At 41.8% G+C, this 26,385-nt stretch carries 24 protein-coding genes and 1 pseudogene; 7 read left to right on the top strand and 18 right to left on the bottom strand.

Translation table 11 applies throughout. From position 1 onward, the window contains the following. Positions 1 to 30: 30 nt before the first annotated feature. Positions 31 to 459: a DUF2383 domain-containing protein gene (locus NST85_RS13015; RefSeq protein ID WP_341189494.1), complete on the bottom strand. Its 429-nt coding sequence runs from the start codon at positions 457 to 459 to the stop codon at positions 31 to 33. Between the two features lie 173 nt (positions 460 to 632). Here NST85_RS13015 and NST85_RS13010 point away from each other — a divergent pair, with 173 nt between their 5' ends. Together NST85_RS13010 and NST85_RS13005 are read left to right on the top strand one after the other, a co-directional pair. Continuing rightward, on the top strand, positions 633 to 839 hold the full coding sequence (locus NST85_RS13010) for a hypothetical protein (RefSeq protein WP_307399492.1): 207 nt from the start codon (positions 633 to 635) through the stop codon (positions 837 to 839). A gap of 114 nt (positions 840 to 953) precedes the next feature. Then, on the top strand, positions 954 to 1,964 hold the full coding sequence (locus tag NST85_RS13005) for a YeiH family protein (protein WP_307399494.1): 1,011 nt from the start codon (positions 954 to 956) through the stop codon (positions 1,962 to 1,964). A gap of 83 nt (positions 1,965 to 2,047) precedes the next feature. Here the strand turns inward: NST85_RS13005 and NST85_RS13000 are convergent, their stop codons facing one another. Continuing rightward, a complete protein-coding gene (locus tag NST85_RS13000) occupies positions 2,048 to 3,451 on the bottom strand; it encodes an aminotransferase-like domain-containing protein (RefSeq protein ID WP_341189493.1) in 1,404 nt (467 codons plus the stop codon). Between the two features lie 140 nt (positions 3,452 to 3,591). Between NST85_RS13000 and NST85_RS12995 the strand changes: the two genes are divergently transcribed. The 3 genes and pseudogenes from NST85_RS12995 (at position 3,592) to NST85_RS12985 (ending at position 5,839) form a co-directional block, all read left to right on the top strand. Further along, a complete protein-coding gene (locus tag NST85_RS12995) occupies positions 3,592 to 4,545 on the top strand; it encodes a DMT family transporter (RefSeq protein WP_341189492.1) in 954 nt (317 codons plus the stop codon). Positions 4,546 to 4,657: 112 nt separating this feature from the next. Continuing rightward, positions 4,658 to 5,077 (top strand): annotated as a pseudogene (locus NST85_RS12990) (IS1595 family transposase); the annotation flags it as partial. A gap of 117 nt (positions 5,078 to 5,194) precedes the next feature. Then, positions 5,195 to 5,839, top strand: coding sequence for a hypothetical protein (locus NST85_RS12985; RefSeq protein ID WP_341189491.1), 645 nt, complete (start codon positions 5,195 to 5,197; stop codon positions 5,837 to 5,839). Positions 5,840 to 6,005: 166 nt separating this feature from the next. Here NST85_RS12985 and NST85_RS12980 read toward each other — a convergent pair whose 3' ends face one another. Beyond that, on the bottom strand, positions 6,006 to 6,224 hold the full coding sequence (locus NST85_RS12980; RefSeq protein WP_211350058.1) for an XRE family transcriptional regulator: 219 nt from the start codon (positions 6,222 to 6,224) through the stop codon (positions 6,006 to 6,008). Between the two features lie 383 nt (positions 6,225 to 6,607). Here NST85_RS12980 and NST85_RS12975 point away from each other — a divergent pair, with 383 nt between their 5' ends. Beyond that, the gene (locus NST85_RS12975) at positions 6,608 to 6,934 is read left to right on the top strand and encodes a hypothetical protein (RefSeq protein ID WP_127194528.1); all 327 of its coding nucleotides are present in this window, start codon (positions 6,608 to 6,610) and stop codon (positions 6,932 to 6,934) included. 182 nt (positions 6,935 to 7,116) lie between these two features. Here NST85_RS12975 and NST85_RS12970 read toward each other — a convergent pair whose 3' ends face one another. The 9 genes from NST85_RS12970 to NST85_RS12930 form a co-directional block, all read right to left on the bottom strand. After that, on the bottom strand, positions 7,117 to 7,980 hold the full coding sequence (locus NST85_RS12970) for a carbohydrate ABC transporter permease (RefSeq protein WP_341189490.1): 864 nt from the start codon (positions 7,978 to 7,980) through the stop codon (positions 7,117 to 7,119). 14 nt (positions 7,981 to 7,994) lie between these two features. Then, on the bottom strand, positions 7,995 to 8,879 hold the full coding sequence (locus tag NST85_RS12965) for a carbohydrate ABC transporter permease (protein WP_127193304.1): 885 nt from the start codon (positions 8,877 to 8,879) through the stop codon (positions 7,995 to 7,997). 33 nt (positions 8,880 to 8,912) lie between these two features. Further along, positions 8,913 to 10,235: an ABC transporter substrate-binding protein gene (locus NST85_RS12960; protein WP_127193303.1), complete on the bottom strand. Its 1,323-nt coding sequence runs from the start codon at positions 10,233 to 10,235 to the stop codon at positions 8,913 to 8,915. A gap of 169 nt (positions 10,236 to 10,404) precedes the next feature. Continuing rightward, positions 10,405 to 11,607: a response regulator transcription factor gene (locus tag NST85_RS12955; RefSeq protein ID WP_341189489.1), complete on the bottom strand. Its 1,203-nt coding sequence runs from the start codon at positions 11,605 to 11,607 to the stop codon at positions 10,405 to 10,407. Next, the gene (locus tag NST85_RS12950) at positions 11,565 to 13,274 is read right to left on the bottom strand and encodes a sensor histidine kinase (protein WP_341189488.1); all 1,710 of its coding nucleotides are present in this window, start codon (positions 13,272 to 13,274) and stop codon (positions 11,565 to 11,567) included. Before NST85_RS12950 ends, NST85_RS12955 begins: the two co-directional genes overlap by 43 nt. A 131-nt stretch (positions 13,275 to 13,405) precedes the next feature. After that, positions 13,406 to 16,441, bottom strand: coding sequence for a glycoside hydrolase family 2 TIM barrel-domain containing protein (locus NST85_RS12945; RefSeq protein WP_341189487.1), 3,036 nt, complete (start codon positions 16,439 to 16,441; stop codon positions 13,406 to 13,408). A 99-nt stretch (positions 16,442 to 16,540) separates the two neighbouring features. Continuing rightward, positions 16,541 to 17,692 (bottom strand): galactonate dehydratase, encoded by a 1,152-nt coding sequence (gene dgoD, locus NST85_RS12940; RefSeq protein WP_307399509.1) that lies wholly within the window; start codon positions 17,690 to 17,692, stop codon positions 16,541 to 16,543. Positions 17,693 to 17,705: 13 nt separating this feature from the next. Further along, a complete protein-coding gene (locus NST85_RS12935; protein WP_341189486.1) occupies positions 17,706 to 18,350 on the bottom strand; it encodes a bifunctional 4-hydroxy-2-oxoglutarate aldolase/2-dehydro-3-deoxy-phosphogluconate aldolase in 645 nt (214 codons plus the stop codon). Between the two features lie 12 nt (positions 18,351 to 18,362). Next, positions 18,363 to 19,316 (bottom strand): sugar kinase, encoded by a 954-nt coding sequence (locus NST85_RS12930; RefSeq protein ID WP_341189485.1) that lies wholly within the window; start codon positions 19,314 to 19,316, stop codon positions 18,363 to 18,365. Positions 19,317 to 19,604: 288 nt separating this feature from the next. Here NST85_RS12930 and NST85_RS12925 point away from each other — a divergent pair, with 288 nt between their 5' ends. Next, a complete protein-coding gene (locus NST85_RS12925) occupies positions 19,605 to 20,270 on the top strand; it encodes a FadR/GntR family transcriptional regulator (RefSeq protein WP_170220218.1) in 666 nt (221 codons plus the stop codon). Positions 20,271 to 20,411: 141 nt separating this feature from the next. On the opposite strand, the gene NST85_RS12920 is transcribed toward NST85_RS12925, so the two are convergent. From NST85_RS12920 to NST85_RS12895, 6 genes are all read right to left on the bottom strand, one after another. Next, positions 20,412 to 20,969 (bottom strand): peroxiredoxin family protein, encoded by a 558-nt coding sequence (locus NST85_RS12920; RefSeq protein ID WP_341189484.1) that lies wholly within the window; start codon positions 20,967 to 20,969, stop codon positions 20,412 to 20,414. Positions 20,970 to 20,986: 17 nt separating this feature from the next. Next, positions 20,987 to 21,709 (bottom strand): cytochrome c biogenesis CcdA family protein, encoded by a 723-nt coding sequence (locus NST85_RS12915; protein ID WP_341189483.1) that lies wholly within the window; start codon positions 21,707 to 21,709, stop codon positions 20,987 to 20,989. 4 nt (positions 21,710 to 21,713) lie between these two features. Beyond that, on the bottom strand, positions 21,714 to 22,382 hold the full coding sequence (locus tag NST85_RS12910) for a hypothetical protein (RefSeq protein WP_341189482.1): 669 nt from the start codon (positions 22,380 to 22,382) through the stop codon (positions 21,714 to 21,716). A gap of 91 nt (positions 22,383 to 22,473) precedes the next feature. Further along, positions 22,474 to 23,565 (bottom strand): sensor histidine kinase, encoded by a 1,092-nt coding sequence (locus NST85_RS12905; RefSeq protein WP_341189481.1) that lies wholly within the window; start codon positions 23,563 to 23,565, stop codon positions 22,474 to 22,476. Beyond that, the gene (locus NST85_RS12900) at positions 23,555 to 24,238 is read right to left on the bottom strand and encodes a response regulator transcription factor (protein ID WP_341189480.1); all 684 of its coding nucleotides are present in this window, start codon (positions 24,236 to 24,238) and stop codon (positions 23,555 to 23,557) included. Before NST85_RS12900 ends, NST85_RS12905 begins: the two co-directional genes overlap by 11 nt. Positions 24,239 to 24,423: 185 nt before the next feature. Further along, positions 24,424 to 26,226 (bottom strand): flavocytochrome c, encoded by a 1,803-nt coding sequence (locus NST85_RS12895; RefSeq protein ID WP_341189479.1) that lies wholly within the window; start codon positions 26,224 to 26,226, stop codon positions 24,424 to 24,426. Between the last annotated feature and the right edge of the window lie 159 nt (positions 26,227 to 26,385).

Below are 26,385 nucleotides of genomic sequence, written 5' to 3'. Positions count from 1 at the left end.
ACACCCGCCTCACAATGACAATGTGTTTTCCTAATGTACGTGGTGATTTAATTGATCTAGATGGTTACGATCCTCATTTAATATTTCTTTAACCAAGGTTAGACTCTCAGGATCCAAGTCACCTCTTACCATTTTCTCAGAAATTTGAATGCCCTTTTCTTCCCCTTTTAGAGCATCCTGCAGAATAAAGTTGGGATCATCTGTGGCTTTTTTAAATCGATTCATAAATTCAACCATCCCACCCTGTATTCCCGCATCATCAGCAGGAACTCCACCAAGGTTTTGAATTCTTTCTGCTACCTCTATTGCGTGTTGTTTATGCTCTTGCTGTATATCCTGTAGGACCTTCTTGACGTCCGGATCCGCAACATGCTGAATGTACCTTTCGTATGAAAGAATCGCCATGTAATTGCCTTCGAGAAAAGTATTTAATTCTTTGACTACTTGACTGTTATCCACAATAATTTCGCTCCTCATTTGTTTTAGGATTAGTTTTGCAACAACATGAGGTAACTATGCACGATTCCATACCTGTAGCTAGTTTGATAAGATATCTTAATGTTCCAGTTGACCTCCTCCTTTAATTCCGATAAGATCACTATATATTATCGGAATTAAAGGAGCTGTATACCATGCCACGTATTTGCTCGAAGTGTCAGCAACCCTCCCCCATGCACGATTTCGTCTGTTCCCATTGCGAAGCACCGCTCATCGATAACGGTGAACTCCTTAGTGCCCTAGATCTAAATGGTAATTCAAGCAAACTTAAGATTATCCCCACCATTGTGGTATTAATCGTCGTTGCTATTATCGGTTTGCTCACTAAGTTCCTATCATAATGATTCCTGATGATAACTATTAGTTATTTATATTTGCCTTTCTCTCTTTCTTCTCTTACGATGTTAATTGATAATTCATCCAAATATACATCATCTGTGAGAGGAACAAACAACATGATTACGTTAAGAAAATTAGTCCCCGGACTAGTCCTCGTTACCATCATATCTATCATTTCCACTCTACTAGGTTCCTATCTTCCCTTAGTCGGTGGTCCGGTTTTTGGTCTATTGATTGGTATTGTACTGAATAATACTGTAGGTAAACCAAAAAACACCCTAAGCGGTGTGCAATTTAGCTCAAAAAAAGTGTTGCAATGGTCGATTATCGTCATCGGATGTAATTTGAGCTTGGCCAGCGTTTGGAGTACGGGCGTGGAATCGTTAGCGGTATTATTATCTAGCTTACTCGCGGCTTTTCTGGCTGCCTATTTTTTTGGCAAATTACTTAAAATCCCCACTAGATTGAAGATACTCATCGGAGTGGGTACAGCGATATGCGGTGGATCGGCTATTGCGGCCACTTCTCCGATTATCGAAGCAGAGGAAACTGAGATTGCTTATTCCATCTCTACTATTTTTATGTTTAATATCGCAGCAGTCCTGCTGTTTCCGTGGATCGGTCATTGGCTCGGATTATCAGATACAGGATTTGGGTTATGGGCTGGAACCGCGATTAACGATACATCATCGGTCGTTGCTGCAGGTTATATGTTCAGTAATGCCGCAGGGGATTATGCTACCATTGTCAAACTCGTACGAACTACGTTTATTATTCCCGTTACTTTCTGTCTTGCCATGTTCTTTGCGAGAAAGAAAAAGCAGCAGCAACAGATGGAAGGATCGGCAGAAACCTATAATGCGCTTAAGGTTTTCCCATGGTTTATCGTTTACTTCTTAGTTGCTTCTCTATTAAACACGATTGGACTTTTCGGCGATGGATTCTTAACCTTCACAGGACATGCCTCGAAGTTCATGATTGTCATGGCCTTAACAGCGATCGGACTCAGTGCAAACTTTAGATCGATGCTAAAAACCGGGGTCCGTCCCATCCTATTTGGACTCATCGTTTGGTTCTTTGTCGCTGCAGTCAGCTTATCTGTTCAGTGGGTAAGCGCACAATTGTAGAGATAAGATTAGCACGAGTTGGTAACTCAAAAAGGGAGCTCGCACATGTCGGGCTCCCTTTTGTATTTTCTCGTAATACTTGCTTAGAGAGTCCGCGACAATGCCGTCAAGCGCTGCATCCCTTCACGCAGTAAGGTCTCATTTGCGAAGGAAAAGCTGAGCCGGATCCATGACTTCATCTCTCCCAGTGTGTCAAAGATCTCACCAGGAACAAAGGAGATGGACTGCTCTTGGCTTTTTCTAAAGAGTGCTTCCACCGAAATATCTTCCGGCAACTTAACCCACAGATTCAGTCCTCCCTGTGGAGTCGTCCATTCCCAGCCTACCTTCGCTAGTTCTTCCTCCATAATCTCCTTATGAACCTGAAGAGCAATGCGTAGCTTGCCTAAATGCTGCTGTAGTCGCGGTGAGGTGTAATAATGCAGAAATATCTTCTGATTCAGTTGAGGGGTTCCATTATCCGCTAACGACTTTGCCTTAATCAACTGCTCCATGAATGGATAACGGCAGGCTACCGCGCAAATCCGTAGACCAGGAGCAACATACTTGCTGAAACTACTGATATAGATCACCCAACCTTCAGTATCATACGCGAATAAAGGTAGGGGTGGCTCAACATCGAAATATATATCCCGGAACGGATCATCCTCCACAATCAGACAGTGATAACGCTCCGCCAATTCCACTAGCAATTTTCGCTGCCAAACCGGAACCGTATATCCGGTAGGATTGTGGTGGGTCGGATTCATATAGAACATACGTGGCTTATGCATGCGCATTAGATTCTCCACTTCTTCCAAGTCATACCCTTCTGGTTTGATCTGAACTGGAATAAGCCTAGCGCCTTGCCTGCGAAAAATATCCAGCGCTACGCCATATGTCGGTCGCTCAATTAAGACAGTATCCATCGGTCCGAGCATGATCTGGGCAATGAGATTAATGGCTTGCTGACCCCCTGAAGTGATCAACAATTCCTCAGTTGATAGCTGTAATCGATGATGCTCTTTATAATGTTGGCTGAGCGATTCACGAAGCTCATCATCGCCTTGTACCGTTGCATACGTGCCCATAACCTTAGGGTACATATCAAACACTTTTTTTACATAATCCGATAAAAAAATATTAGGTAGCAAATTTGGATCAATCAATGACTGTGAGAACTGATACTTCGCAGGGTTTCGCTGAATATCGGAAAGCTGATTTGATTGTAAGTAAGAGGAAATGACGACGCCCTCTTCTACTAACACGCTGTCCGCCGACACGTAATAACCCGATTTGTCTTTTACATATACTTTGCCATCCTCAGTCAATTGTCTATATGCCTTAAAAACCGTCAACCGGTGAACTTTGAGCTCTTCAGCAAGCAGCCGTACCGACGGTAACTTGTCTTGGGCCTTCCATTCACCGCGCTTCATACGATTCAGGATGTGGTCATACACTTGTCGGTACAACGGATGACTTTGCGAGGCTCCCGTAGTTTCTTTCATATGTCTACAACACCTCTTCAAATAACCTTTTTCATATTATTGTACACGAAAACGCTTGTAATCTGTTCTGTTCAATATAATCTGTTCTGCCCTACTCCCTATATGATTAACGAACAACTTCTAAAGGGGAAATGAAGAACATGATTCTGTTAGCTTATGCATTAATATGTCTTATATTTGGTACCACTTTTCTAGCAATTAAAATAGGAGTAGATGCCGGTGCACCTCCCTTCTTCTCTGCAGGACTACGATTTTTCCTGGCCGGTGCTATTCTATTTCTATGGATGGTATGGAAACGCAAGGCCAGCTTCTCCCTACTATTACGTAAAGAGATGCTACTAACAGGGGCCACTTTGACGTTCGGAACCTTCACTACGCTGTATTGGGCCGAGCAATATGTAACTTCAGGACTCGCAGCGGTTCTATCAGCTACAGCTCCCATCATCATTTTACTTCTACAAACGACTGTACTTCGTTTAAAAGCATCCGTACACTCGATACTCGGTTGTATTATCGGTTTCATTGGAGTGTTACTTCTCGTTCTGCCTAATTTGTCGATGACAGTCTCTCCACTTTGGTTGATCGGTTGCATCGCTATAATCATCGGGCAATTCTTCTATGCAACAGGAACACTCTATTCTAAAAAAGCAATCAACAGTATGTCCGAAGTGTCACCTATCGCAATGAATGCATCACAAATGATGTATGGTGGAGCGTTGATGTTCATTCTATCCATGGTCACTGAGGATGTGCATCCCGAATTCCTTCTATCCTTCAAGACCGCTGGTTCGCTACTCTACCTGATCGTGATCGGTTCCATGGTCGGACATACTTTGTTCTACTGGCTCGTAGCCAAGACGAACCCGGTCTTTCCTGCCACTTGGCTCTATGTATCACCTCCGATTGCGGTCGGGGTAGGCGTACTCTTTTATCAGGAGACCGTCTCTTGGATCACACTTCTTGGTGTATTCACGATCATTGTTGGGACCGTCCTAGTGAACTTCGGCGCATTGAAACAAATGGTATTAAAGAGAAGAACTAAACCTGATTCATTCTTAAAAGAGAATATCCCAAATGCCATTGAAAATGGCTAGATATCTCCTTTAAATTAGGCTTTGTTAAACCTTAATGTTGATATTTGATAATTACGAACGAATGTTCTATGATAAAGGTAACAATTCGGTTCGGAGATGATTTGTCTATGATGGTCGCATTCGGACAACGAAATTAGATGAGGCGATTGGCGGTCATCTATCGGATTCAAACGTGTTTTGCACGGATTCCTGGAGGTATTCAGCTCCTATGCGAATGCAAAGGGCGGCTTGGCTCATTACTGATTCAAGTCCGACGGAAAACAACGTGTCAAAGGCGTGTACCATATCCAAAACGTAAACAGCTATCACAGCCGCTTGAAGAAATGGATGGACCGCTTCAATGGTGTTGTAACCAAATATTCGCAAAATTATTTGGCTTGGTTCCGTTATATAGACAACAAGGAATATGAGAATACCTCATCGAATAAGAAAAATATGTTGGTCAAATCGTGCCTGTTTACTGTCACCGACACGAACACAAAGCTTCGGCTTTCTGCTTATTCTTGTTAAGCTAACGGGCAGTTTACGATAATAAGAACGTGCAGCCTATACTTTACAGGAGAACGAACATTCGGTAGTCTATGTATAAGTAAATACCATATAGTGGTCGCAATGATTCGTGCTACCGACTGAGAAGGAGTGCGTCACATTGGAGTTTAATAATCCAATTCTTTGGATTGGTGGTTCCCCCGACTCGGGGAAAAGCACGATAGCAAGGTACATCGTTCAAAAATACAACTTATCATACTATGATTATGATGGTAATGAAGATAGGCATCATGAAGAGATCTCCGCTCATTCAGTTGGTGTAGAAGAAATCCTTTCTTCGACCATGGAAGACAATTGGGTGTATATCACGCCAGACGAATTACTTCATAGGGCAAATGCGTCATTTCGTGGTCGATTTCCTATGGTGGTCCGTGATTTATCTGCAATGAATGCCGATAATCCAATTTTAGCAGAAGGCTTCGGACTTACGCCGCAACTGGTAGCCCCCTTTTTAGGCAATTCAAACCAAGCGATTTGGCTTGTGTCGGATGGACACTTTAAGATGACCTCTGCAAAGAAACGCAGGAAATTGTCAGGAGAATTTAAGACAAGTGATATGGAAAACGCAGCACTGGAGAACCTGCATAAACGCGATATGCTAATTGACGCCCAAATAAGAGAAGAAGCAAACCAGCTCGGTCTAGAAGTTATCGAAGTAAAATCCTCAGTACCTTTTGAAGTTGCTGTTAAATTGGTTGAGAAGCATTTTGATGAATATCTAACATGTTGGAGACGTCATTCTTGACCTGTAATTGTAACGGTGATATTGAACTAACGGGTAACGATAGCTCCATAATACACAATGTAGGCGACCGGAAAAGATTCGGTCGCCTTCGTTATGTTAACGGGCAGGACTTAGGTTTTGTTATCCTTGATTGTTCGTTATTGGCCAAAAGAAAAACCGCCAATAATTAGACATCTGAAGGCGTTAATTCGTACAGGCTGCGCACCTCGCACTGAAGCGTATCGGCGATCGAAATCGCGAGCTTAAGAGACATCACTCTTTTATTGTCGATAAAGTCATCCAGCCGCTCCCGTCTCACCCGCAGTTCAAGCGCCAGCCGTTCCAGCGGCATTCCTGCTTCCTGAAGCCTTTCCTCTAGCAGGCAACGGCCAAGTTCGTACTTCAATATGCATATGCCCCTCTCAGAAAAAATCGTCCAACGAATCTTATGATTTCCTTTCCGCTTTAGCTTCATCCCCGGGTTGGATCTCGGGAATCGTGAGCGTAAACAGCGAGCCCGTCCCGGGCACTCTTGATGGAACCTCTCCGTCCAGCGCCCGGAATTACTAAACTTTAATGATAATCGGCCTCGGCAGCCCATTAAGCTAACATGCAATATAACGCAACTATCCAGCTACTGGAATCGTAATAATAATTGGATAGTTTTAGAGTGTATGACAATACATTTACAATTAGTGATTTTTGGGAGTGAAGAAAATGCGGGTGTATTCGATAGGTATAAGAATAGTAATTGGTGTTGTTTTATTAATTTGTGTAGTGGGAGGTGCGATGGCGTTCCAAAGCACAGATGTTGAAACCACGATGAATCAAAACCCTACGAAAGCCCCTAACTATCCTAAAAACGAAAACGGACAGACATATGGTTCTGCGGCAGATGCCACCTCCCCTGAAACGGAACCTGATTTAATTCGTGCAGTAGGTGTGGATGGCACTGTCGGATATGTGCTGAAAAAAGATTTAGACGGTGAGCAACCAAAGACGCCCGAAGAAGCTATAGCTATACAGAACAGTAGACCCCCAGATGGCTATGACAGCCCACTATATGATGTTGATGGTAAAACCGTTATTGGTGTCTTTCATATTGGAGGAAATTAACAACACATAACATATTTCAATTGTTAAGCTAACGGGAGACGATAGCTCAATTAACCGCCTTTTCACAAAGGCGGTTTTCTTATGGTCACAAATCAACATTAGAATTTAACATAGCCTAAAATTAAAAAGCCCCCATCTTGTAATCAAGATGAGGGCTAGTCTGGTTTGTATGCTTAGGATCATCAGCCTTTTACAGCGCCTTCAATCATCCCTGCAATTAACTGCTTTTGAAAGACCAACACAATGATTAGAAGCGGAACAACACTGATAACAGAACCTGCCATGATAAGGTGATACGGCGTATTATTGCTATCCTCAAGCGCTTTGAGCGCAACGGATAACGTCATGTTCTCCTGAGATCTCAAGATCACTGAAGGCCATAGGAAGTTATTCCACTGTTTAACGAATAGAATAATTCCAAGTCCAGCAAATCCTGATCTTAGATTAGGGAGTACAATGCGACGGAATAGCTTAAATTCCGTACAACCATCAATACGCGCAGCCTCCATCATCTCATCAGGGAGTGACATACAATATTGTCGCATAAAAAATATACCAAAAGCGTTGGCCAAATCCGGCAAAATAACGCCCCAAATGTTATCGATCAAATTCAAGTTTTTATAGATAGAGAACAGGGGAACCATTGTAGCTTCATGTGGGATCATAAGTGAGGCAAGCACTAATACAAATAAAAAGTTTTTCCCTTTAAATTGGTATTTGGCAAATGCAAATCCAGCCAAGCCACAGAATATTAAAGCAATAAGCGTGGAGGTAGAAGCTAACAAGAAACTGTTCCACGTAATGATACCAAATTTTCGTTCAACAAATAATTCTCTAAAGTTCTCCCAATGCAAGGTTGATGGAACCCAGATTGGCGGATTTACAAAAATCTCACTAATATCCTTTAATGAAGAACTGAACAACCAGAATAAAGGAAACATTGTAAGTAGTGAAGCCAAAGCCATCAATATAAAGGCTAAAGATGAGGACCATATGCTCTTGCTGCTAGAAGTGTCAATAGCTTGTATTTTAAGTGTTTTTTCCATAATATCCTCCCGCCCTACTCTTTATCGTCAAATATACGCATTTGCAACAATGAGATTGCCATCATCAAAATAAAGAAGCAGACGGCGATGGAAGATGCGTAACCGAAATTAAAGTTTTGGAAGCTTTCAATATACAACATCAATACAGGGGTCATCGTAGAATTTAACGGTCCACCCTGTGTAAGAATAAAGGGCTCTGTAAAGAGCGAGAATGTTCCAATTGTCGAGAGCACTGTACAGAACAACAACATTTTTTTGACCAACGGAATTGTAATGTAGAAGAAGCTTTTTAATTTTGTTGCTCCATCCACATAAGCGGCTTCGTACAAATCCTTCGAAATGTTCTGCAAGCCTGTCAACAACAGAAGCATATTGTACCCAAGCCAGCGATACAACACCATCATGGCTACGGAAATACGAGCCCACCATGGCGATTCGAGCCAAGGTATCGGACTATCAATCAGACCAATATTTCTGAGGATGCTGTTAACCAGACCATCCTGCGTGTTCAAGAGTAAAATGAACACGAAGGATACGGCCACAACAGATACGAAGTTGGGCACAAATAGTGCCATTCGAAAAAATCCTTTACCTACCATCCAATTGGAATTGAGTATGGAAGCAAATATAAGACCCAAAAACAACATAAGCGGCACATACATCAGGAAGATCAATGAACTGTTCCATAAGGATAACCAGAAGGTTTTATCTCCGAACAACTGAATATAGTTATCAAAACCAATTATTACTTTCTCCCCAGATCCATTCCAATCCGTAAGGCTGATATAAAATGAATACAAAATGGGATATAACGAGAAGACAAAGAACAAAATGAAATAGGGTGATATGTAAAGATAGGGAGCAAACAACATTTGCTTGTTCCATTTGGGTGTTTTCATATCGTTCCCTCCATTCCTATCAGAATAAATTTATTAGTTTCTCTTTGTTTTGCTGCGTAGTTCGTCAGCCATTTCTTGTAATGCTTTCTCTGAACTCACATGATTCAAGAATACCTTTGCCCATACATCCGTCATGAGTTTGTTTGCCATAGGAAAATCGGAAGTATACGCCAACGGATAAGTGTTCGCCAGTGACTGTGAGTATACTTTGCGGATAGCCTGATCATTGAAATAGGCTGACTTTTCATCCAACGAGGCATCATTATTAACTAGCATTGCAGGAAATAGTCCGGCTTCCGCCATCATTTTCACTTGAGAATCCTCACTGCCGAGCATAAATTCGATAAAATTCCATGCCTCTTCAGGATGTTTGGATTTTTTGTTAATCGCTAGATTTGCTCCACCTTGATTCGCACCAGTATATTTATCATCTTTGGACCATTTTGGCATCATCGCTACTGACCATTTGCCTTTATCTGCTGGAGAATACTGATTTTCGATGATCGCATCATGCCATGAACCGCCGACAACGGTGGCAATTTTCCCATCCCGAATGCCGTTCCCCCATTGATCAGAATTAGCTCGTGCATCGAATACAAGTCCTTCATTTTGCATTTTAATCAGGAAATCTGCACTTTCCTTAATCTCCGGTGAATCTATAGCAACATTTCCTTCATCATCGAAGTACCATAAACCACGTTGCCACATCATCGATTCAAACATTCGGTTGCTAGAGTTCGTTTTGGAATCCCCGTACATCATAGCTCCCGTTTTTTCTTTAATTAGTTTGGCCGCCTCGTAATAGTCGTCCCAGGTCTGAATCTTTTGAGCAACTTCATCTGGATCTGTTGGTAGGCCTGCTTGTGCGAATAGGTCGTTGCGGTAGAACATGACTACCGGACCACTATCCCAAGGCATTGCATAGACTTTGTCATCCTTGGTTGCATCTTCCCATTTATAAGCACTCATCTTGTCCTTGTATGGTTCTACACGAGAGGTAATATCAAGTAAAGAATCGATTTTTACGATCTGTGATAGATTTGTAGATTCTACAGTAATAATATCCGGTACCGTATCCCCCGTATTTGAAGTAATTAGATATTTCGAATACAGATCTGTGGACTTCATAGTCTGAAATTCTACTTCGATGTTTGGATATTTAGCATTGAAAGCTTCCATATTCAAATCGAGTCCGTCTTTTGCGGTTTCCCAAATCCAGACTACTAATTTAACCTTCTCGTCACCATTAGCTGGTGCAGTGGATGCATTCTGCTTGTTATCTGAAGAGCAAGCAGTAGCCAGCAAAGAAACCATCAGACAAGTAATGAGTACATATAACAAGCTTTTTCTTTTCACGAACTTCAACCCCCTGTAATTAATAAATTGTAGCTTACATTCATTATGATAAAACTTTTGAAAGGGCTTTCAAACGGACTGTTGTTTGATTAAAGTGTGATCTTTTCCAATAAATAAAAAAAATGCCCAGGCTACCTAGGCACAGTTGTACATTTGTTCAGAGAAAGGGTCATTTTGTTTGAAGACGATATTGACCGGGTGTAATCTCCACATGTTTCTTGAACCATTTCGAGAAATATTTCACATCTTGAATGCCTATCTTCTCGGCAACTTCCTCTATACGAATTGTAGTAACACTTAGTAACTCCTTAGCCCTCTGTAGCTTGCGGTCAGATATAAAGGAAATGATGCTATATCCCGTCGCCTCCTTGAAGATCGTGCTAAAGTAACTTCGACTTACTCCAATGTTTGCAGCCACATCTGCTGCCCTGATATCAGTATCGAGATGTTCATCAATGAAATCAATGGCTAGTATAATATCCTCTTTATGCGTCAGGCTTAACAAGTTGGTATTACATTCTACAAGCCTCATGCGATATAACCTGCTTAAGGAATCCATCCAGTCTTCAGCACTGACAATAGGTTTGCTTTGACGCCACTCTAATATAGTGTTCATTAATTTCATATCTACAAGCTTGGATCTTACAAGATCTTGAAGCGCTGGTGTACATGCAATAAATGCGGAATATTCGTCTAGTTCAAGTAACATTAATTGTTTAGGGTTAGTTATTGACATATCCTTCCATTGATTAAGGTTGATACCCATGCTGTTAGTATTGTCACGAGGAATATACATGTGAATTAAACAAGAATAGGATTGCATCCAGTTCCACTTTGTCCGAACACGTTCCAATAAATACTCTCTAGCTTCATAACTATGCTTACTAAGCCAAGCTTCCACTGCCTCTCTAGTCTGATCCCGATGCTCTTTCACCAAGTCCACCGCAATTTGTTGCTTCGTATGTTGTTCCTCGAATTGTAAGTAAACACGATTTAATGAGTCATTTATATGATCGTCATCCATATCTGTCTTGACGATATAATCATGTACACCCAATTGGATTCCATGCTGGGCATAGTCAAAGTCCCTGTGGCAGCTCAGGAATAGTATCGCCGTCTCCGGGGCTTCTTTTCTTATTTTTTGTGCGAGTTCAATACCCGTCATTTCTGGCATGACAATGTCTGTAATAACTAATTGGGGCTGATGCTCCAAAAATTTTTGCCACCCTATACTTCCGTTGGCTGCATCATCCACTACAACCATCTGATGTTCTTCCCAATTAATGGTCATCCGAAGCCCTTTTCTTACCAGCTGCTCATCATCAACAATTAGAACTTTGATTGGGAATGGATCTCTACTGTCTTTGGCCATGTTAAAGTCACCTTCGTTCCTTTATTTCTGTCTGATTCTATTGATAATCCGTAGACATCACCATAATGCAGTTTAAATCGCTCATCCACATTCCGCAAACCTAATCCACCTTGCTTGTTCGGTACCTTCTGTCCTGAGCCAATAAACTTCATATCCTCTGTTTTGACACCCATTCCATCGTCTTCAAGTACCATATATAATTTATTTTTTTCCTCGAATATTTTCATATCGATGTTCCCATGACCATCTCGAAATCCATGAAAAAAAATGTTTTCGAGCAAAGGCTGAAACACCATTCTCGGAATCAGGCAATGTTCAAGGCCAGGTTGTACCTCAAGGTTAAAGGTAAACACATCGTCATAACGAAAACGCTGAATCTCAATAAAATGGCGTGCTATTTCAATTTCCTTCGTCAAAGGGAGCAGTGTTTGTTTGAAATTAAAGCTTCCATCCAGAACGACAATGAGATGCTGGAGCATCTTTTGAATTTCGGGTTGATGAGCCAGCTTCGCTTTCCATTGAATTGAATTTAACGTATTAAATAAGAGGTGTGGATTAATTTGATAATGTAATATCTTCAACTCAGCATCGCTTTTGAGCTTCTCGGTTTGGCTAATTTCGTTAACAAGCTCCACGATTTGTTCTGTCATCTTGTTGAAGGCTTCACTTAGAAACCCAAGCTCATCCGATGACATGACAGGGGTACGTATAAGCAGATCGCCTTCACCAAACCTGCGCATGGAATGCGCTAATTTCTTAATTGGCATCGTAAAACGTATTGAAAAAAAGCTTGCCATAATCACGCCTAGAAACACTGCTAAACCGGAAATAAAAACAGAATACTTCAATATAACGGTAGACGATTCATAGAACGTTGCATAGGGAACTCTTGCTTCCACGACCCAATCCTCCGTATCCAGAGAACGTGACCATACAATATCATTGTGTTGACTCGTATAATCCGAAGATGGCAACAAAGAGTGTCCAGCTGCATCTTTAATTTGTAAGTGGGATTTGGTATCTCTTTCGAATGATTTAATTAAGCTAAGAATTGTATCCGCTTTCATATCAATCAGTAATTTACTACCCATTGGTAATCCAAACGAATTCTTTAAAGGAACCAGTAAACTAATCATGTAGTCGTTACTAGGCACTGAATAATAATCAGGAATATGAATCATCACATGCCTGTCATTATTAAGAGATTCAATAGACCAGAACTGGGAGTTAGTAAGGCTCTCCTCATTAATTAGATTCTTCCCGATTACCCTTTCTGAAGGAGTAATCACTGCAATATTAAATATATTTGTATTTTCCAGTGAGGAAATAAAGTTTTGAAAATCCCGTTCCTCAACAAATTGTTCAAAGGTAGAAGGAGCTTTATCTTCAACTAATATGGATGAAGCAATAAGATAGGATAGGATATTACCCGTAATTTGATCCATCTGCCTTAGATTGCTATCAACATGCAGCTTAAGTTGATCAACGGCATACATACCATAACTACCAAACTGTTCATTTACAACCTTGGAAGATCGATGATATGAAAAATATCCAAGTGTACATACTGGCAAAATAGCAACTATAAAAATAATTAGTGTTAGCTTTGTTCTGACACTTCCTGCTTTTCTGATACGGGATCTGATTCTATCTAAGTTGCTCATCATAATACCTCTTCTAGTTATTCTTCTAGCAAATGAACTATTGAATCTACACAGTATATCAAAAAAACTATTAAATTTGAATAAATGGTGTCCCCGAATTGCTCACTTTAGGGACACCATTTAAGAGGTACTTACTAGTCTTCTTTAAATAATGGTAATATATTCAATTCGAATGTGAACTGTTTCTCAGCCAAACGGTAAGCCTCCAACAATTCAGGACCGCAGGAGTTGGAACCCACTCCACTCATCTTGTAATCTAGATGTACAATCGTTTCATTCCTGCGAACTAGCTCATATGCATGTTGAGCCACTGTTAAGTCTTCTGGAGTATAGTGTGAAGCATTGAATGAGAATGGCTTGACACCTGTGAACTTCAGCCCCATCCCCTGCTCATTAGATACAATGACCCAATCCGTATGATCATGAGAGCCATTTTCCTGCGGCATGATATAAGGTATAAATAGCTCGTCTACTGTAGTTAAGTATTTATTCTTCAGTGTGCTTTGACTTTTATCAATATAGCTCTCATGAGGTCCATTTCCGAAATACTCTACTTCCTCTGTGCCGGATGGCATCGTAAGCTGTAGACCAAATCTAGGTAGGAACAACAAATCCTCACGGACCGTTATTTCAACTTTCAACTTGATTTCACCATCACTTGTTACTCGCCAATACGCTACTCCGTGTAACAATGGCGGCTTGATATACCCGCCCAAAGAAAATTTGACACGTAGTTCCACAGACGATTCTTTTTGCTGCGTTACGATTGCTTCATATACATGCATATGTGCCCGGTCATAACCTTCTTCAATCCACTGCAATTTGACCTTGCGATCATTATCAATTGGAGCTCGCCATATATTGAAGCTGAGTGGCTTTTGAATCATTTCTACTCCGTGCTTGGATACAGAGATAAATGTTCCGTTATACATATCAAACACATGCCGGAAATCAAAACCTTCAATTATTAATTGTTCATTATGTTCCGTAACCTGCATAGTATGGTTGGCTGTCTTAGCGTTAGACACTTCCAGAACCTCAACCGGCAGTCTGAACTGCTCGAAATTCACTTCATGTCCTGAATCCGCCCAAACCGTATTCTTCTGCAATCGGCAAGACATGGTTAGGAAATAAGTGTCTGCTGAGGGTTCCGGGAAGAGATAATCCAGCTTCACGCTGCTTGAAGTATGTGGTGCAACCTCAGTTAACAAGGTCTGTCCTTGCTGGACAAGTTCTCCATTCTTTTCAACCTTCCAATATAACGTCAAGTGAGAAAGATCAATGAAATCATAGAGATTTGTAATTAGGACAATCCCTTCTAACAAATTATCTACTTCGATCCTGACTGGAGCAATAACCTTCTTTAATTCAAGTAGTCCTGTATGCGGAATTCTATCAGGCGAGACAAGTCCATCGATACAGAAATTTCCATCATTCGGTTTATCCCCGAAATCTCCTCCGTAAGCGTAATATGGTGTACCTTCATGATTCGTCGCCAAGATGCCATGATCCGACCATTCCCATACACACCCACCCATCAGCTTCGGATATTTATAGATAACATCCCAATAATCCTTTAGATCACCAGGTCCATTGCCCATGGCGTGACTGTATTCACACATAAACATAGGTTTGGTGCTATTCTCATCCTTAGCATAGGCTTCGATATAGGCAGGTGAGGAATACATCCGGCTCTCCATATCTAGCACTTCTACATCAGGACTTCCAAAATGCCTAGGGTCAGAGCCTTCGTAATGAATAGGTCTCGAGTTGTCTCTTGATTTTGTCCATCTCGCCATCGCCATATGGTTCGTATCGTACCCTGATTCATTCCCCATTGACCATATAATTACAGAAGGATGATTCTTATCACGCTCCACCATACGAACAGCACGTTCTACAAAAACATGCTCCCATTCCGGGATACGTGTTAACATATTAAAATCACCTATGGCATGAAATACCCCGTGACATTCGAGATCAGCCTCGTCAATTACATAGAAGCCATACTCATTACAGAGTTGCAGGAAACGTGAATCATTGGGATAATGGGAAGCTCGAATCGTATTGATATTGTGCAATTTCATCAGCTTTAAATCCTGAATCATATGATTAATAGGTACCGTCTGTCCTAATACAGGATGTGAATCATGTCGATTCACTCCTTTTAGCTTGACCGCCATACCATTAATTTGGAATATACCGTCAATAATCTCTACCTTTCTGAAACCGATCGCAAAGTGCAATACCTCATCGCCAGCCGTAATAAACATTTGATATAAATTAGGTGTTTCGGCATTCCATAGACTTGGATTGTCGATGTGTAGAGTAACGCTTCCCTTCCCATTGACGCTGACAACTTCATCCGCCTTACTCTGACCGTCTGCATCAACAAGCTGGACCCGGGCTTCTATTTCTCCATTAGTATCCAACTCACAGGTTATGATTCCATCTTGGTAATCATTCTCCAACTCCACCCGATTAAATACATCCACGATATGAACAGGGTTGCGAGCCATTAAATACACATCCCGAAATATACCCGAGAATCTCCACACGTCCTGATCTTCTATATAGGAACCATCACACCATTTCAGCACCATAACGGCAATCTTATTATTACCAGAATGAACATACGGTGAAATATCAAATTCAGCAGGCATCCGACTACCTTGGCTGTACCCGACCCATGTTCCATTTATCCATAAATAAAAGCATGAGTTCACACCTTCAAATACAATATACTTCTGTTTCGCTTCCCAATCGCTAGAGATATTGAAATCTCTTACGTATAAACCAGCGGGATTTGCATTTGGAACATACGGTGGGTCACAAGGAAATGGATAATTTACGTTTGTGTAATGAAGCTGATCATATCCATTGACTTGCCAGCATGATGGTACAAGCAGGTCATCCCAATCACTGACATCGGCATCGGTCTGATAAAAGTCATCCTGTACTTGCTGAACCGACTCCTTATATTTAAACTTCCAATTCCCATTAAGTGTGCGATAGAACAGGGATTTTCCCCGCTTTTGCTTGAGAGCTGATTCCGCATCTCCATAGGGTATATAATAAGCTCGTGGAGCTTCTCTGTTTTTTTGAAGTACGTTCAGATCTTCCCAATATTTCGGTATATTGATCATATCTATTCCCCTCACATCATTCATATTTAGTCAGCTCTATTGTATCGGATATGAAAAGGCTTTCAAACCGACTCTTGTTTGATTACAGGGTCATTTTGTTTGATTTGGCCTGATCAATTCTTCTTACCATTCGGCTACAGATCCGTCCTTATGTCTCCAAAGTGGGTTCCTCCAGCGATGTGGCGCTTCTAATGACATTTTAATCACATATTCCTCATTGACCGTAATTCCTAGTCCCGGACCTTGCGGAATTTTTACATATCCGTCGTCATAAGCGAACACACCGGGATCGGTGATATAATCCAACAAATCATTACCCTGATTATAATGAATCCCCAAGCTTTGCTCCTGTATAACCGCATTGTGTGCTGTTGCATCAACCTGTAAACAAGCTGCCAACGCAATCGGTCCCAATGGACAGTGAGGTGCTACGGCTACGTCATAAGCCTCAGCCATCGCAAAGATTTTCTTACATTCAGTAATGCCACCTGCATGTGATAAATCCGGTTGAATGATATCAACATATCCATCTTCCAAGAGAGATTTAAAGTCCCATCGCGAGAACATTCTCTCCCCAGTTGCGATGGGGGTGCTTGTGTGATTGGCGATATCTCGCAATGCTTCGTTATTCTCCGGGAGCACAGGCTCTTCAATAAACATGAGTCTATAAGGCTCCAGTGCTTTTGCTAGCACTTTGGCCATCGGCTTATGAACACGGCCATGAAAATCTACCCCAATGCCAAAATCCGGACCTGTAGCAGTGCGAATCGCCGCTACACGTTCTACAACTTCGTCCACCTTGTGATAGCTATCAATATACTGCATTTCCTCGGTAGCATTCATTTTGATTGCAGTAAAACCGGCCTGCTGTTTCTCAAGTGCAGCTTGTCCAACATCACTCGGCCGATCTCCACCAATCCAAGAATACACACGCATGGAATCCCGGCATGCCCCACCCAGCAATTGATAGATTGGCGCATTGAAGTACTTCCCTTTTATATCCCACAAAGCCTGATCAATTCCAGCAATAGCACTCATTAAAATGGAACCCCCACGGTAAAATCCACTGCGGTACATGACCTGCCAATGATCTTCAATACAAAGAGGATCTTTACCAATCAACGAATCCATCAGTTCATCTACCGCGGCTCTCACCGTGTGAGCCTTGCCTTCAATTACCGGTTCTCCCCAACCTACAATTCCTTCATCCGTCTCAATTTTTAGAAATAACCAGCGCGGTGGTACGATATAAGTGCTAAACTTTGTAATTTTCACGAATGATCTCTCCCTATTCTCTTGCTTTTTGAATTTCTTTAATAAATTGTTGTGCCCGGGATGTTATTACATCGTACTGCTCTTCCTCTACCGCTTTCTTATCGATCAGCGATCCTCCAAGACCAACAGCTACTGATCCGGCTTTAATGAATTGCCCTACATTTTCCAATGTAACACCACCTGTTGGCATCATTGGAATATGTCCCAAAGGTGCTGACAGTTCCTTAATATAGTTAACGCCCAGAGAAGATCCAGGGAAAATCTTGAGCATATCTGCGCCATATTGATAACCCGTTACAATCTCTGTAGGAGTCATAACTCCTGGAATCGATATACAGTTAGATCTAATGGTCACTTTTACTGTTTCCTCATCCAAAATGGGTGAAAAAATAAAATCAGCCCCGGCTTCTATCGCCGTCATCGCAACCTCCGCATTCAGAACTGTGCCCGCTCCAACCAGTACACGATCTTTGTACCTATCTTTTAGCAAAGTAATAAGCTCAAAAGCCCGGTCTGTATCAACCGTAATCTCCAATGCTTGGACCCCACCGGCAACCAGTGCATCGGTAATGAGTACTGCTTGGTCAAATGGAGGTCTACGTACGACAGCAATGACACCAGAATCCTTTAGCAGTTGTAACTTTTCATATTTCTTCATATCCAACACTCCTTAGCGTTTTACATTCTGATAATTCACTTGCCCGGACATCATCAAAGTGAGCTCCTCATCGCTTGGAAGTCCCTCTGTATCGCCATTAACCCCTACAACAATAGCACCGACCGCATTTGCTCTGGACACAGCCATCGCCAGATCTTCTTGCCGCAATAGTCCGCTAATAAACCCGGCGGCAAATCCATCACCAGCCCCGACAGGATCAATCTCTTGAACGGGATAAGAAGGAATACACCCTTTCTCAGTCAAAGACTGATAGTACGCGCCTTCCTTGCCAAGCTTTACAATTACTGCTTCTGGCCCCAGCTTGAGCAGTTCTTCAGCAATTTTCTCTGGCTCTTTCTGACCTGTGAGGAAATCACCTTCATCCAAACCAGGTAAGATATAATTGGCCCTACTAGCTAGTTCGAGCAATATCTGTTTGGTATCCGGACGATTCCAAAGCTTCCATCTTATATTAGGGTCAAACACAACGCTCAAATGATTCCGTTTGGCCAAATCCATTGCATGTAATACCAGTTCCAGACAGCTCGGGCTTAGTGCAGGAGTAATGCCTGTTACATGTAAAATTTTGGCTTGAGCCAAATAGGACTCATCTAAATCTTCGGGCTTCAGTAAGCTTGCTGCGGATTGATTGCGATAATAATAGACCTGTGTTCTCCCACCTGATTGACGTTCTTTAAAAAATACAGCTGTGGGAGCCTTATCAGTAAATAAACAACGGGAAGTATCCACTCCCTGACCTCTTACACTTTGCAGTATGTAACGTCCAAAGGCATCCTGTCCCAACTTACTGAACCAACCTACAGAATGACCCAATTTGGCCAGTCCAATCGCTACATTAGACTCGGCCCCAGCCATCTGTTTATTGAATTGATGCACATATTCAAGCGGCAAATTTTGATCTCCACTAAACAGGACCATAGATTCACCAAAAGTTACAACCTCCATCCTAATTCCTCCCTTGACTCAGCAACCAGTGTGACGTCTAATTTTTTCATACGAAAGATCATATCTATTTATGTTTTAATCCTAATAAAACAACATACAAACGATCAATGTTCAATTATTAAGCATATTTCAACTGATTTATAGCCATAATGAGTAAATAGATATGATCTTTATGGAGGTATCATAGTATCTTTTTTTAGAGATGTCAATATCCTAATACAATTAGCGACGAACTGAATGACTATGTTAAAATAACTTTATTATGAGAAATTTCAGGAGACTATGATCATGAAAAAGACCGCATTCTTAACTACCGTAGAGCAGCTTAACAAAAAAATTATCGACGGAGAGTGGCCTCCAGGTTCACGCATACCTACTCTTCAACAAATATCCAAAGAATTAGAAGTCAGTGTCACTACAATAAGAGAAGCGTTGAGAACGCTGGAGAGTCAGGGAAACGTAAGTATTGAACATGGGCGTGGTATGTATGTGCGTAATGATCCATTGTTACTTGAGGATCCTACTGCAAATCTTAAAGAGCTCGGGGATATTTCGCTCGTCAAATTGCTCGAGGCAAGATTGTTGATTGAGCCTGTACTTGCTGGATTAAGTGCGGAGCGGGCTACACTCGCCCAAGTCAAGCAACTTCGGGTGCTGGCGGATGCGATGGTCAATCAGATGGAAGAAGGCGGCCCTTTCCTTGATACGGATCTCTCCTTTCATCGGCTCATTGCCGAATCAGCACAGCATCCTGTCCTGTTGCGTATGCTGGAATCGATCTATCCGCTACTGGCAGAAGGACGTAAGCAGACGAATACCTTACCTCATATGCGTACCAAAGCCTCCAATTTCCACATTCTAATTGCGATTGCTATCGAGGAAAGACATAGTGAACAAGCCAAACAACTGATGCATTTTCATATCAATGACATGCTTGAAGCTTTGAAAAAGTAGCATAGTCATACAAATAACCCGTAAAGATGTCACCTTGTTCAAAGTGTCCATCTTTACGGGTCATTGAGTGTTGAAGAATATATCTACTGCTTCAAAAGGGAGCTCGGACATTTCCGAACTCCCTTTTGAATAATTTCTCCCCTATTTCACTTTTGAAAGCAGGTCTTCCATCATCTCATAATTCATGGCGCCTCGTACCTTCTCCCGAATGACTCCATCGGCATCCAATACATAGGTGGTCGGGTAGGCAACGACCTGATAGGTTTGCATAAGGTCCCCTTCCTCATCCAATACAATCGGGAAAGTAAGTTCTTGCTCTTGAACAAATGTGGGGACATCCTCTATCGAATCTTCAGTTATTGTCATATTCACTCCGAGAATGACCACATCTTCCGATTGATAATGATCATAAATGTTCTGCATATGCGGCATCTCTACACGGCAGGGAGGACACCATGTAGCCCAAAAGTTTAGTAATACTCTTTGCCCCTTATAGTCCGATAGCCGTACCTGATTACCATTCAGATCTTGAAGTGAGAAATCAGGAGCTAATTGTCCTTTCTCAATTCCAATATCACGACTTTCCTCTTCCGAGCTTGCACTTTGCAGGGGCTGCTGGGAAGTCTTGCTAAAGTATTCATATCCGCCATATAGTACTAATCCAATTATAAAGATGATTGCGATGATGTTTTTTTTCATTTAATTACCCCTGTCTATCAAAAATTAATATCCCAGAAACTATATTTAGCCAGCCAAGCACTCAGTTTTTGCAGTTGCCCTGTGAACAGGAGAAGTCCCATCCCTATCAGCAGTATCCCATTCACCTTCGATAACAGGGGCATCCATTTATTCATTTTTTGCAGCACGTTCATAGAGTACGTTAACATCCAGGAAATCAGGAGGAATGGAATGCCGAGGCCAAGGGAATAGACTGCTAACATTCCTACACCGCTCCATAACGTTTCTGCTGAACCCGCCATGAGTAGAATCGAGGATAATGCCAGTCCAACACACGGACTCCAACCTGCTCCAAACGCAAATCCCGTAAGCAAAGAACGAACCGCTCCACTACTCCTACCCCCTTTAGTACCCCAGCTTTTTCCTGACATTAGAAAAGACAGATTGAGCCATCCGATCATTTGCAAGCCAAAGATAATAATGAAGAGGCCGCTTATTCTCTGTACCAACTCTCGTTGCTGAGCAAAAAATTGGCCAACGAAACTTGCCGAAGCACCCATGGCGATAAAAATCAAGCTAAATCCTAAAATAAAAAATAGGGATTGGGTGATTAATTTCCCCCTATGTACCACAAGTTTGCCATCTTGCAGTGATGACCCTGTTAAATGTGACAAATAAGCAGGAATCAGCGGAAATATGCAGGGGGATAGAAAGGACAACATCCCTGCAGTAAAAGCTACTATAATCGTAATTTGATTCATATAATTACCCTTTCTCGTTCTTCTCGCGGAATAATGACCATCCCGCTAAACCTGTGGCTATTGCAATACAAATTATTTGCAGCCTGCTAAATGACAGCAGCCACAACGTACGGTCCGGATGCAGAAACTGAAGAAGTACATGTCCAATCAGAAACCAGATGGCATAACCAGTCCGGTCACCAAACCGTGAGGTTCTCCGTGTCAGAAACAGGATCAACAGAAACAGACCCGACCATAATATGCTTAAGCTATCATATAAAGCAGGTTCATTCCCTGTTATAAATTGCAAGATTGGATAGATTAACCAACATCCAGAAGTGAACCACAGCCCGATATCCATCCATACATTCATAGACAAGTGCAATTTTCTCGAACGATACCAAAGGTAACAAATCGCAATTATACTCGCCAGCCACTCTCCACGCTTACCGCCATCAAAATACAGTAAACTAACGGGAGTCTCTATAAATTCAACAGGATATAAAAATATAAAGCTCCCTTTCCATACTAGCATCCATATCAAGAATGCATTGCTAGCATAGGACATGAAGCGGTTTTGTTCTGGATTATGTCGTAGCCGATAATGCAACACAAGCCATCCTATTTCCCCAAAGATCAGGTACATTACGAGTCGTCCATTTAGTAATAGTGATCCCAGTTGGATATTCCCCATATCCTCTGACCTCCTTTCTCTCCTATCAGCTTGTCAGACTTTTATAAAGATATGATAAAGTAACCTTGATTACTTCAATTTAAATGATCCTTTATGTCTTGTTTGGTTTGAGAGGTATCGTTATTGAAAAAGAATACTTGTTCATGTCAGAGCTGAGCTCTACCTGACCTCCAAGCTTCGCCATAATTTCCTTTACTATAGCTAGACCAAGTCCGCTACCCTTTATCCCTTCTGTACGCTGTCTGGACCCATCCGCTTGGAAGAAACGTTCAAAGACCAAATCCTGTAGCTCTTCTGGCAAAGACTCTCCCAAATTGCTTACTGTAAGTCGATAATCATCCCCGTCAGCTACTCCTGAAATCCAAATCATATGTCCAGAATTATAAGTAATTGCGTTCTGCATCAGATTGGTTAAGACCTGCCGCAAGCCGTCCTCAGAGCTAATTATGTCAAGTTGTTCAAGCGAAATATCTAATGTTATCTCTTTGTGCTGGAGTTCTAGTTGAAAAGATTGCAAACTACGTGTAATGAACTCATCAATGGGTATCCGGTTGAAAATCATACTGTCAGCCCCCTTGTCCTCCCAAAGGGATAGTTGATGGAGCTGTTCAACAAGTCGTGTAATATGCTGTGACTCTTCCAACAGGGATAAATACAATTCCCGGTCTCCCTCAATCACACCGTTACTTAACGCCTCCAAATAACCATTCAAATTACTGAGCGGTGTTCTTAAATCATGTGATACATTACTGAGCATTACTTTACGATTTTGTTCCGATCGCTGCAGGGTTAATGTCATCGCATTAAAGCGTTTCGTCAATTCTCCGATCTCATCCTCAGAGTTTACTTCAATAGGTTCAGGATATGATCCTTCTATTAACTGACGTGTCGACTCTGTCAATTTTTTCAAAGGAGACAGAATCTTCTTGATAAAGAAAAAATGAATGAGTGTAGCAACAACGACAGCAAGCAGACTTGCCCTAATCAGATAGAACTGCATGGTGCGTTGAAAAAAATCGGTTTTAGCGTCACCCACAAGCTGATACTTTTCCACCAGCACACATGCAAAATCTTTCACTGACACACCTGCCAACCAGATCACAATGAGCATCACCAACGCATTAACCGCAACCAACTTCCAAGCGACATAATGCTTCCGTATTTGCAGTATCTTAGTAAGCAACAAAGCGATACCCCATTCCACGGACCGTTTGAAAGAAGGTCGGTGCCTGGCAGGATGCCTCGATCTTCTCTCTCAGCTTGCCGACGTGGACGTCAACCGTACGATCAATCACAGATCTCTCATCATTGAGATAGAGCTCATTTAAAATTTGTTCACGGGACAAGATTTGGTTGGGATGCTTCATAAAGAAATGCAGCAATCTAAATTCATGATGTGTTAATGCAATATCGACCCCTTTATACTTAACCTCCCCGGATAGCGTCTTGATCGTTAGACCTCTGTAACTAATCTTGCTGCAGCGATTGGCCATCCGCTTGAGTACCGTATTTACCCGTACAACTACTTCTTGAGGGCTAAATGGCTTGATAATGTAATCATCCGCACCCATTTGCAGACCTGCGATACGTTCGGATTCCGTAATTTTAGCTGTGAGCATAATAATAGGGATATCGCTTTTCAGTTCATGCCGAATCCACTTACATAATTGTTCACCACTGAACTTGGGCATCATCAGGTCAGTGATCACGAAACAGGGTTCATCTTGTTGAAATATCGCTCTGGCTTCTTCCCCATTCTGAGCCTCCAATACGCCATAACCTTCTTTCTCCAAATATATCCTTAAGAGCTTTCTTATTTTCATATCGTCCTCGACGATTAAGATATCTTTCTGCAAACTATTTCACCCTTTCTTGAACTAAAGGTTCATTATACAAGACTAATTTAAAGAAATGTTAAAGACGGAAAATTGAAAAACTTAACAAAATAAAAACAAGCCAGAGCGCATGATCCATCCACGCTTCGGCTTGTTCTATTTCAGATATTTCAATCCGAATGATTCTTCTAGACTCAGACTGAGTATTATGGTGCTGGTGTATATTTCGCTGCTTGCGCTCCTGCTGTTCTACCGAACACAATCGTGTCAGCAATTGCATTACCACCTAGACGGTTAGTTCCATGGATTCCACCTGTTACTTCGCCTGCTGCATATAGACCAGGAATCACATTACCAGCGGTATTAATCACTTCGGTATTCGTGTTGATTTCCAATCCACCCATCGTATGATGCGCTGTTGGTACACGTGGACTTGCAAAGTAAGGTGCTTTGTCCATTTTCTTCGCGAGAATTTCGCGTCCATATTTCTCATCTTTTTGGCTATCTACTGTTTGGTTATAGTACTCAATGGTTGCTGTGAAAGTCTTAGGATCAACTTTAATTTTCTTCGCTAGTTCCTCAAGACTATCGGCTTGTACTACTTTTCCTGATTCAACAAGTTGTTCAATCGTTTCATCGAAATTGTTTTTTGTTCCTGGTGTAAATGTGTTGCTGTCCGCAATTACATACATTAAGGAATCTTCTTGTTGCATTAATGCTTGCGTCATTTCATCACGACGTGCATCTTCACGAATAAAACGTTCCCCCGCTTTATTCACGAACATATACGATTCAACCCCCTTTGCCAACCATCCTGTCAAGCTTCCTGTCTCTGGATCGCCGAGCGGCAAGGATTGAAGATACTCCATACCTACCAAGTTAGCTTCTGCTTGCTCCCCAAGTACTAGACCATCCCCCGTTGCACCCGGATGATTCGTTGTTTGCACACTATCCGGAATTTCAGGATTATATTTATGCCGCATATCTAAACTTGCAGCGTAACCGCCCGTTGCTAAGATAACGGCCTTATTTGCGCGAATTGTAATAGCTGCGCCATCAGAGGTTCCTTTCAAACCGACAACCGTACCATTTTCAATAATTAATTCTTTCGCTTCCGTCTTCGTCAACACTTCAACATCATTCTTTTCTAGTGAGGCTTGAAGAGCTGTAACAAAACCACCATGTTCGTTCACCGGACGATGACTACGAGGCCATAATGCACCAGCAACCGTAAATACTTCATCGGAGAACTCCAGTCCAAGCCCTTCAAGCCAGTGAATACCATCAAGTGCATTATCTACAAGATAATGTACCAATTCAGGATTCGCCTTCTCATCGCCACCTTTGAATGTTTGCGTGAAATGCTTATCCAAGGAATCTTCGATATCTTGCTTGGATTGACGCTCTGGATCTACCGCATTGTACGCGCCACCAGCTAATGCTGTGTTACCACCAATACGATCCATTTTATCAATAACGATGACGGAAGCCCCGTTTTCCTTCGCCGTTTGTGCAGCTGCTAAACCAGCCCCACCCGCTCCAATAACAATGACGTCAGCGGACATCTCGATAGCATCTTTTGCCGCTTTAACAACTTCTCTCTTTTTCCATTCATCTACATTTGCTCCTGCATCTTTAAGTGCATTCGCAATGGCTTCTTTAACTCCGTTACTACTAAATGTTGCGCCAGATATACTGTCAACGTTCAGGCTTTGATATTCAACAACATCGCTGGGAATTTGTTTGATCGCAACATCACCGACACCCGCTGTCTCGCCATGCTCAAGGACGTTAATGGCCCCAACTTTACCAGCATCGTCAACCGTTAGTTCAATTTTAATTTTGCCATGAAAACCATCTGCTTCTGCAGCGTACAGCCCTGCTTTTAACGAACCATCAACACTTGCAGCATCGGGCGAATTAGAATTTCCACTTGAACACCCCACAATGGATGTTAACATCAATGCTGCGACTACAACCCCAGATAAACTCTTCTTAAAATAGTTCATTTCTTCCCCCTGTTTCATCTCGCTGTATTTTGTGATACAATTCACAATCAATGGCGTTCGAGCTCAATTCCTAACCTAACGCCTACACTTATTATCCATGATCAGGAAATTTTTTTCTGTATCGGTGTATACCAAAGTGAATACATATCATAAGAGGTA

It is taken from the genome of Paenibacillus sp. FSL K6-2524 (assembly GCF_038005525.1).
Taxonomy (GTDB): domain Bacteria; phylum Bacillota; class Bacilli; order Paenibacillales; family Paenibacillaceae; genus Fontibacillus; species Fontibacillus anaericanus.
This window is presented reverse-complemented; position numbering and strand designations above follow the sequence as displayed.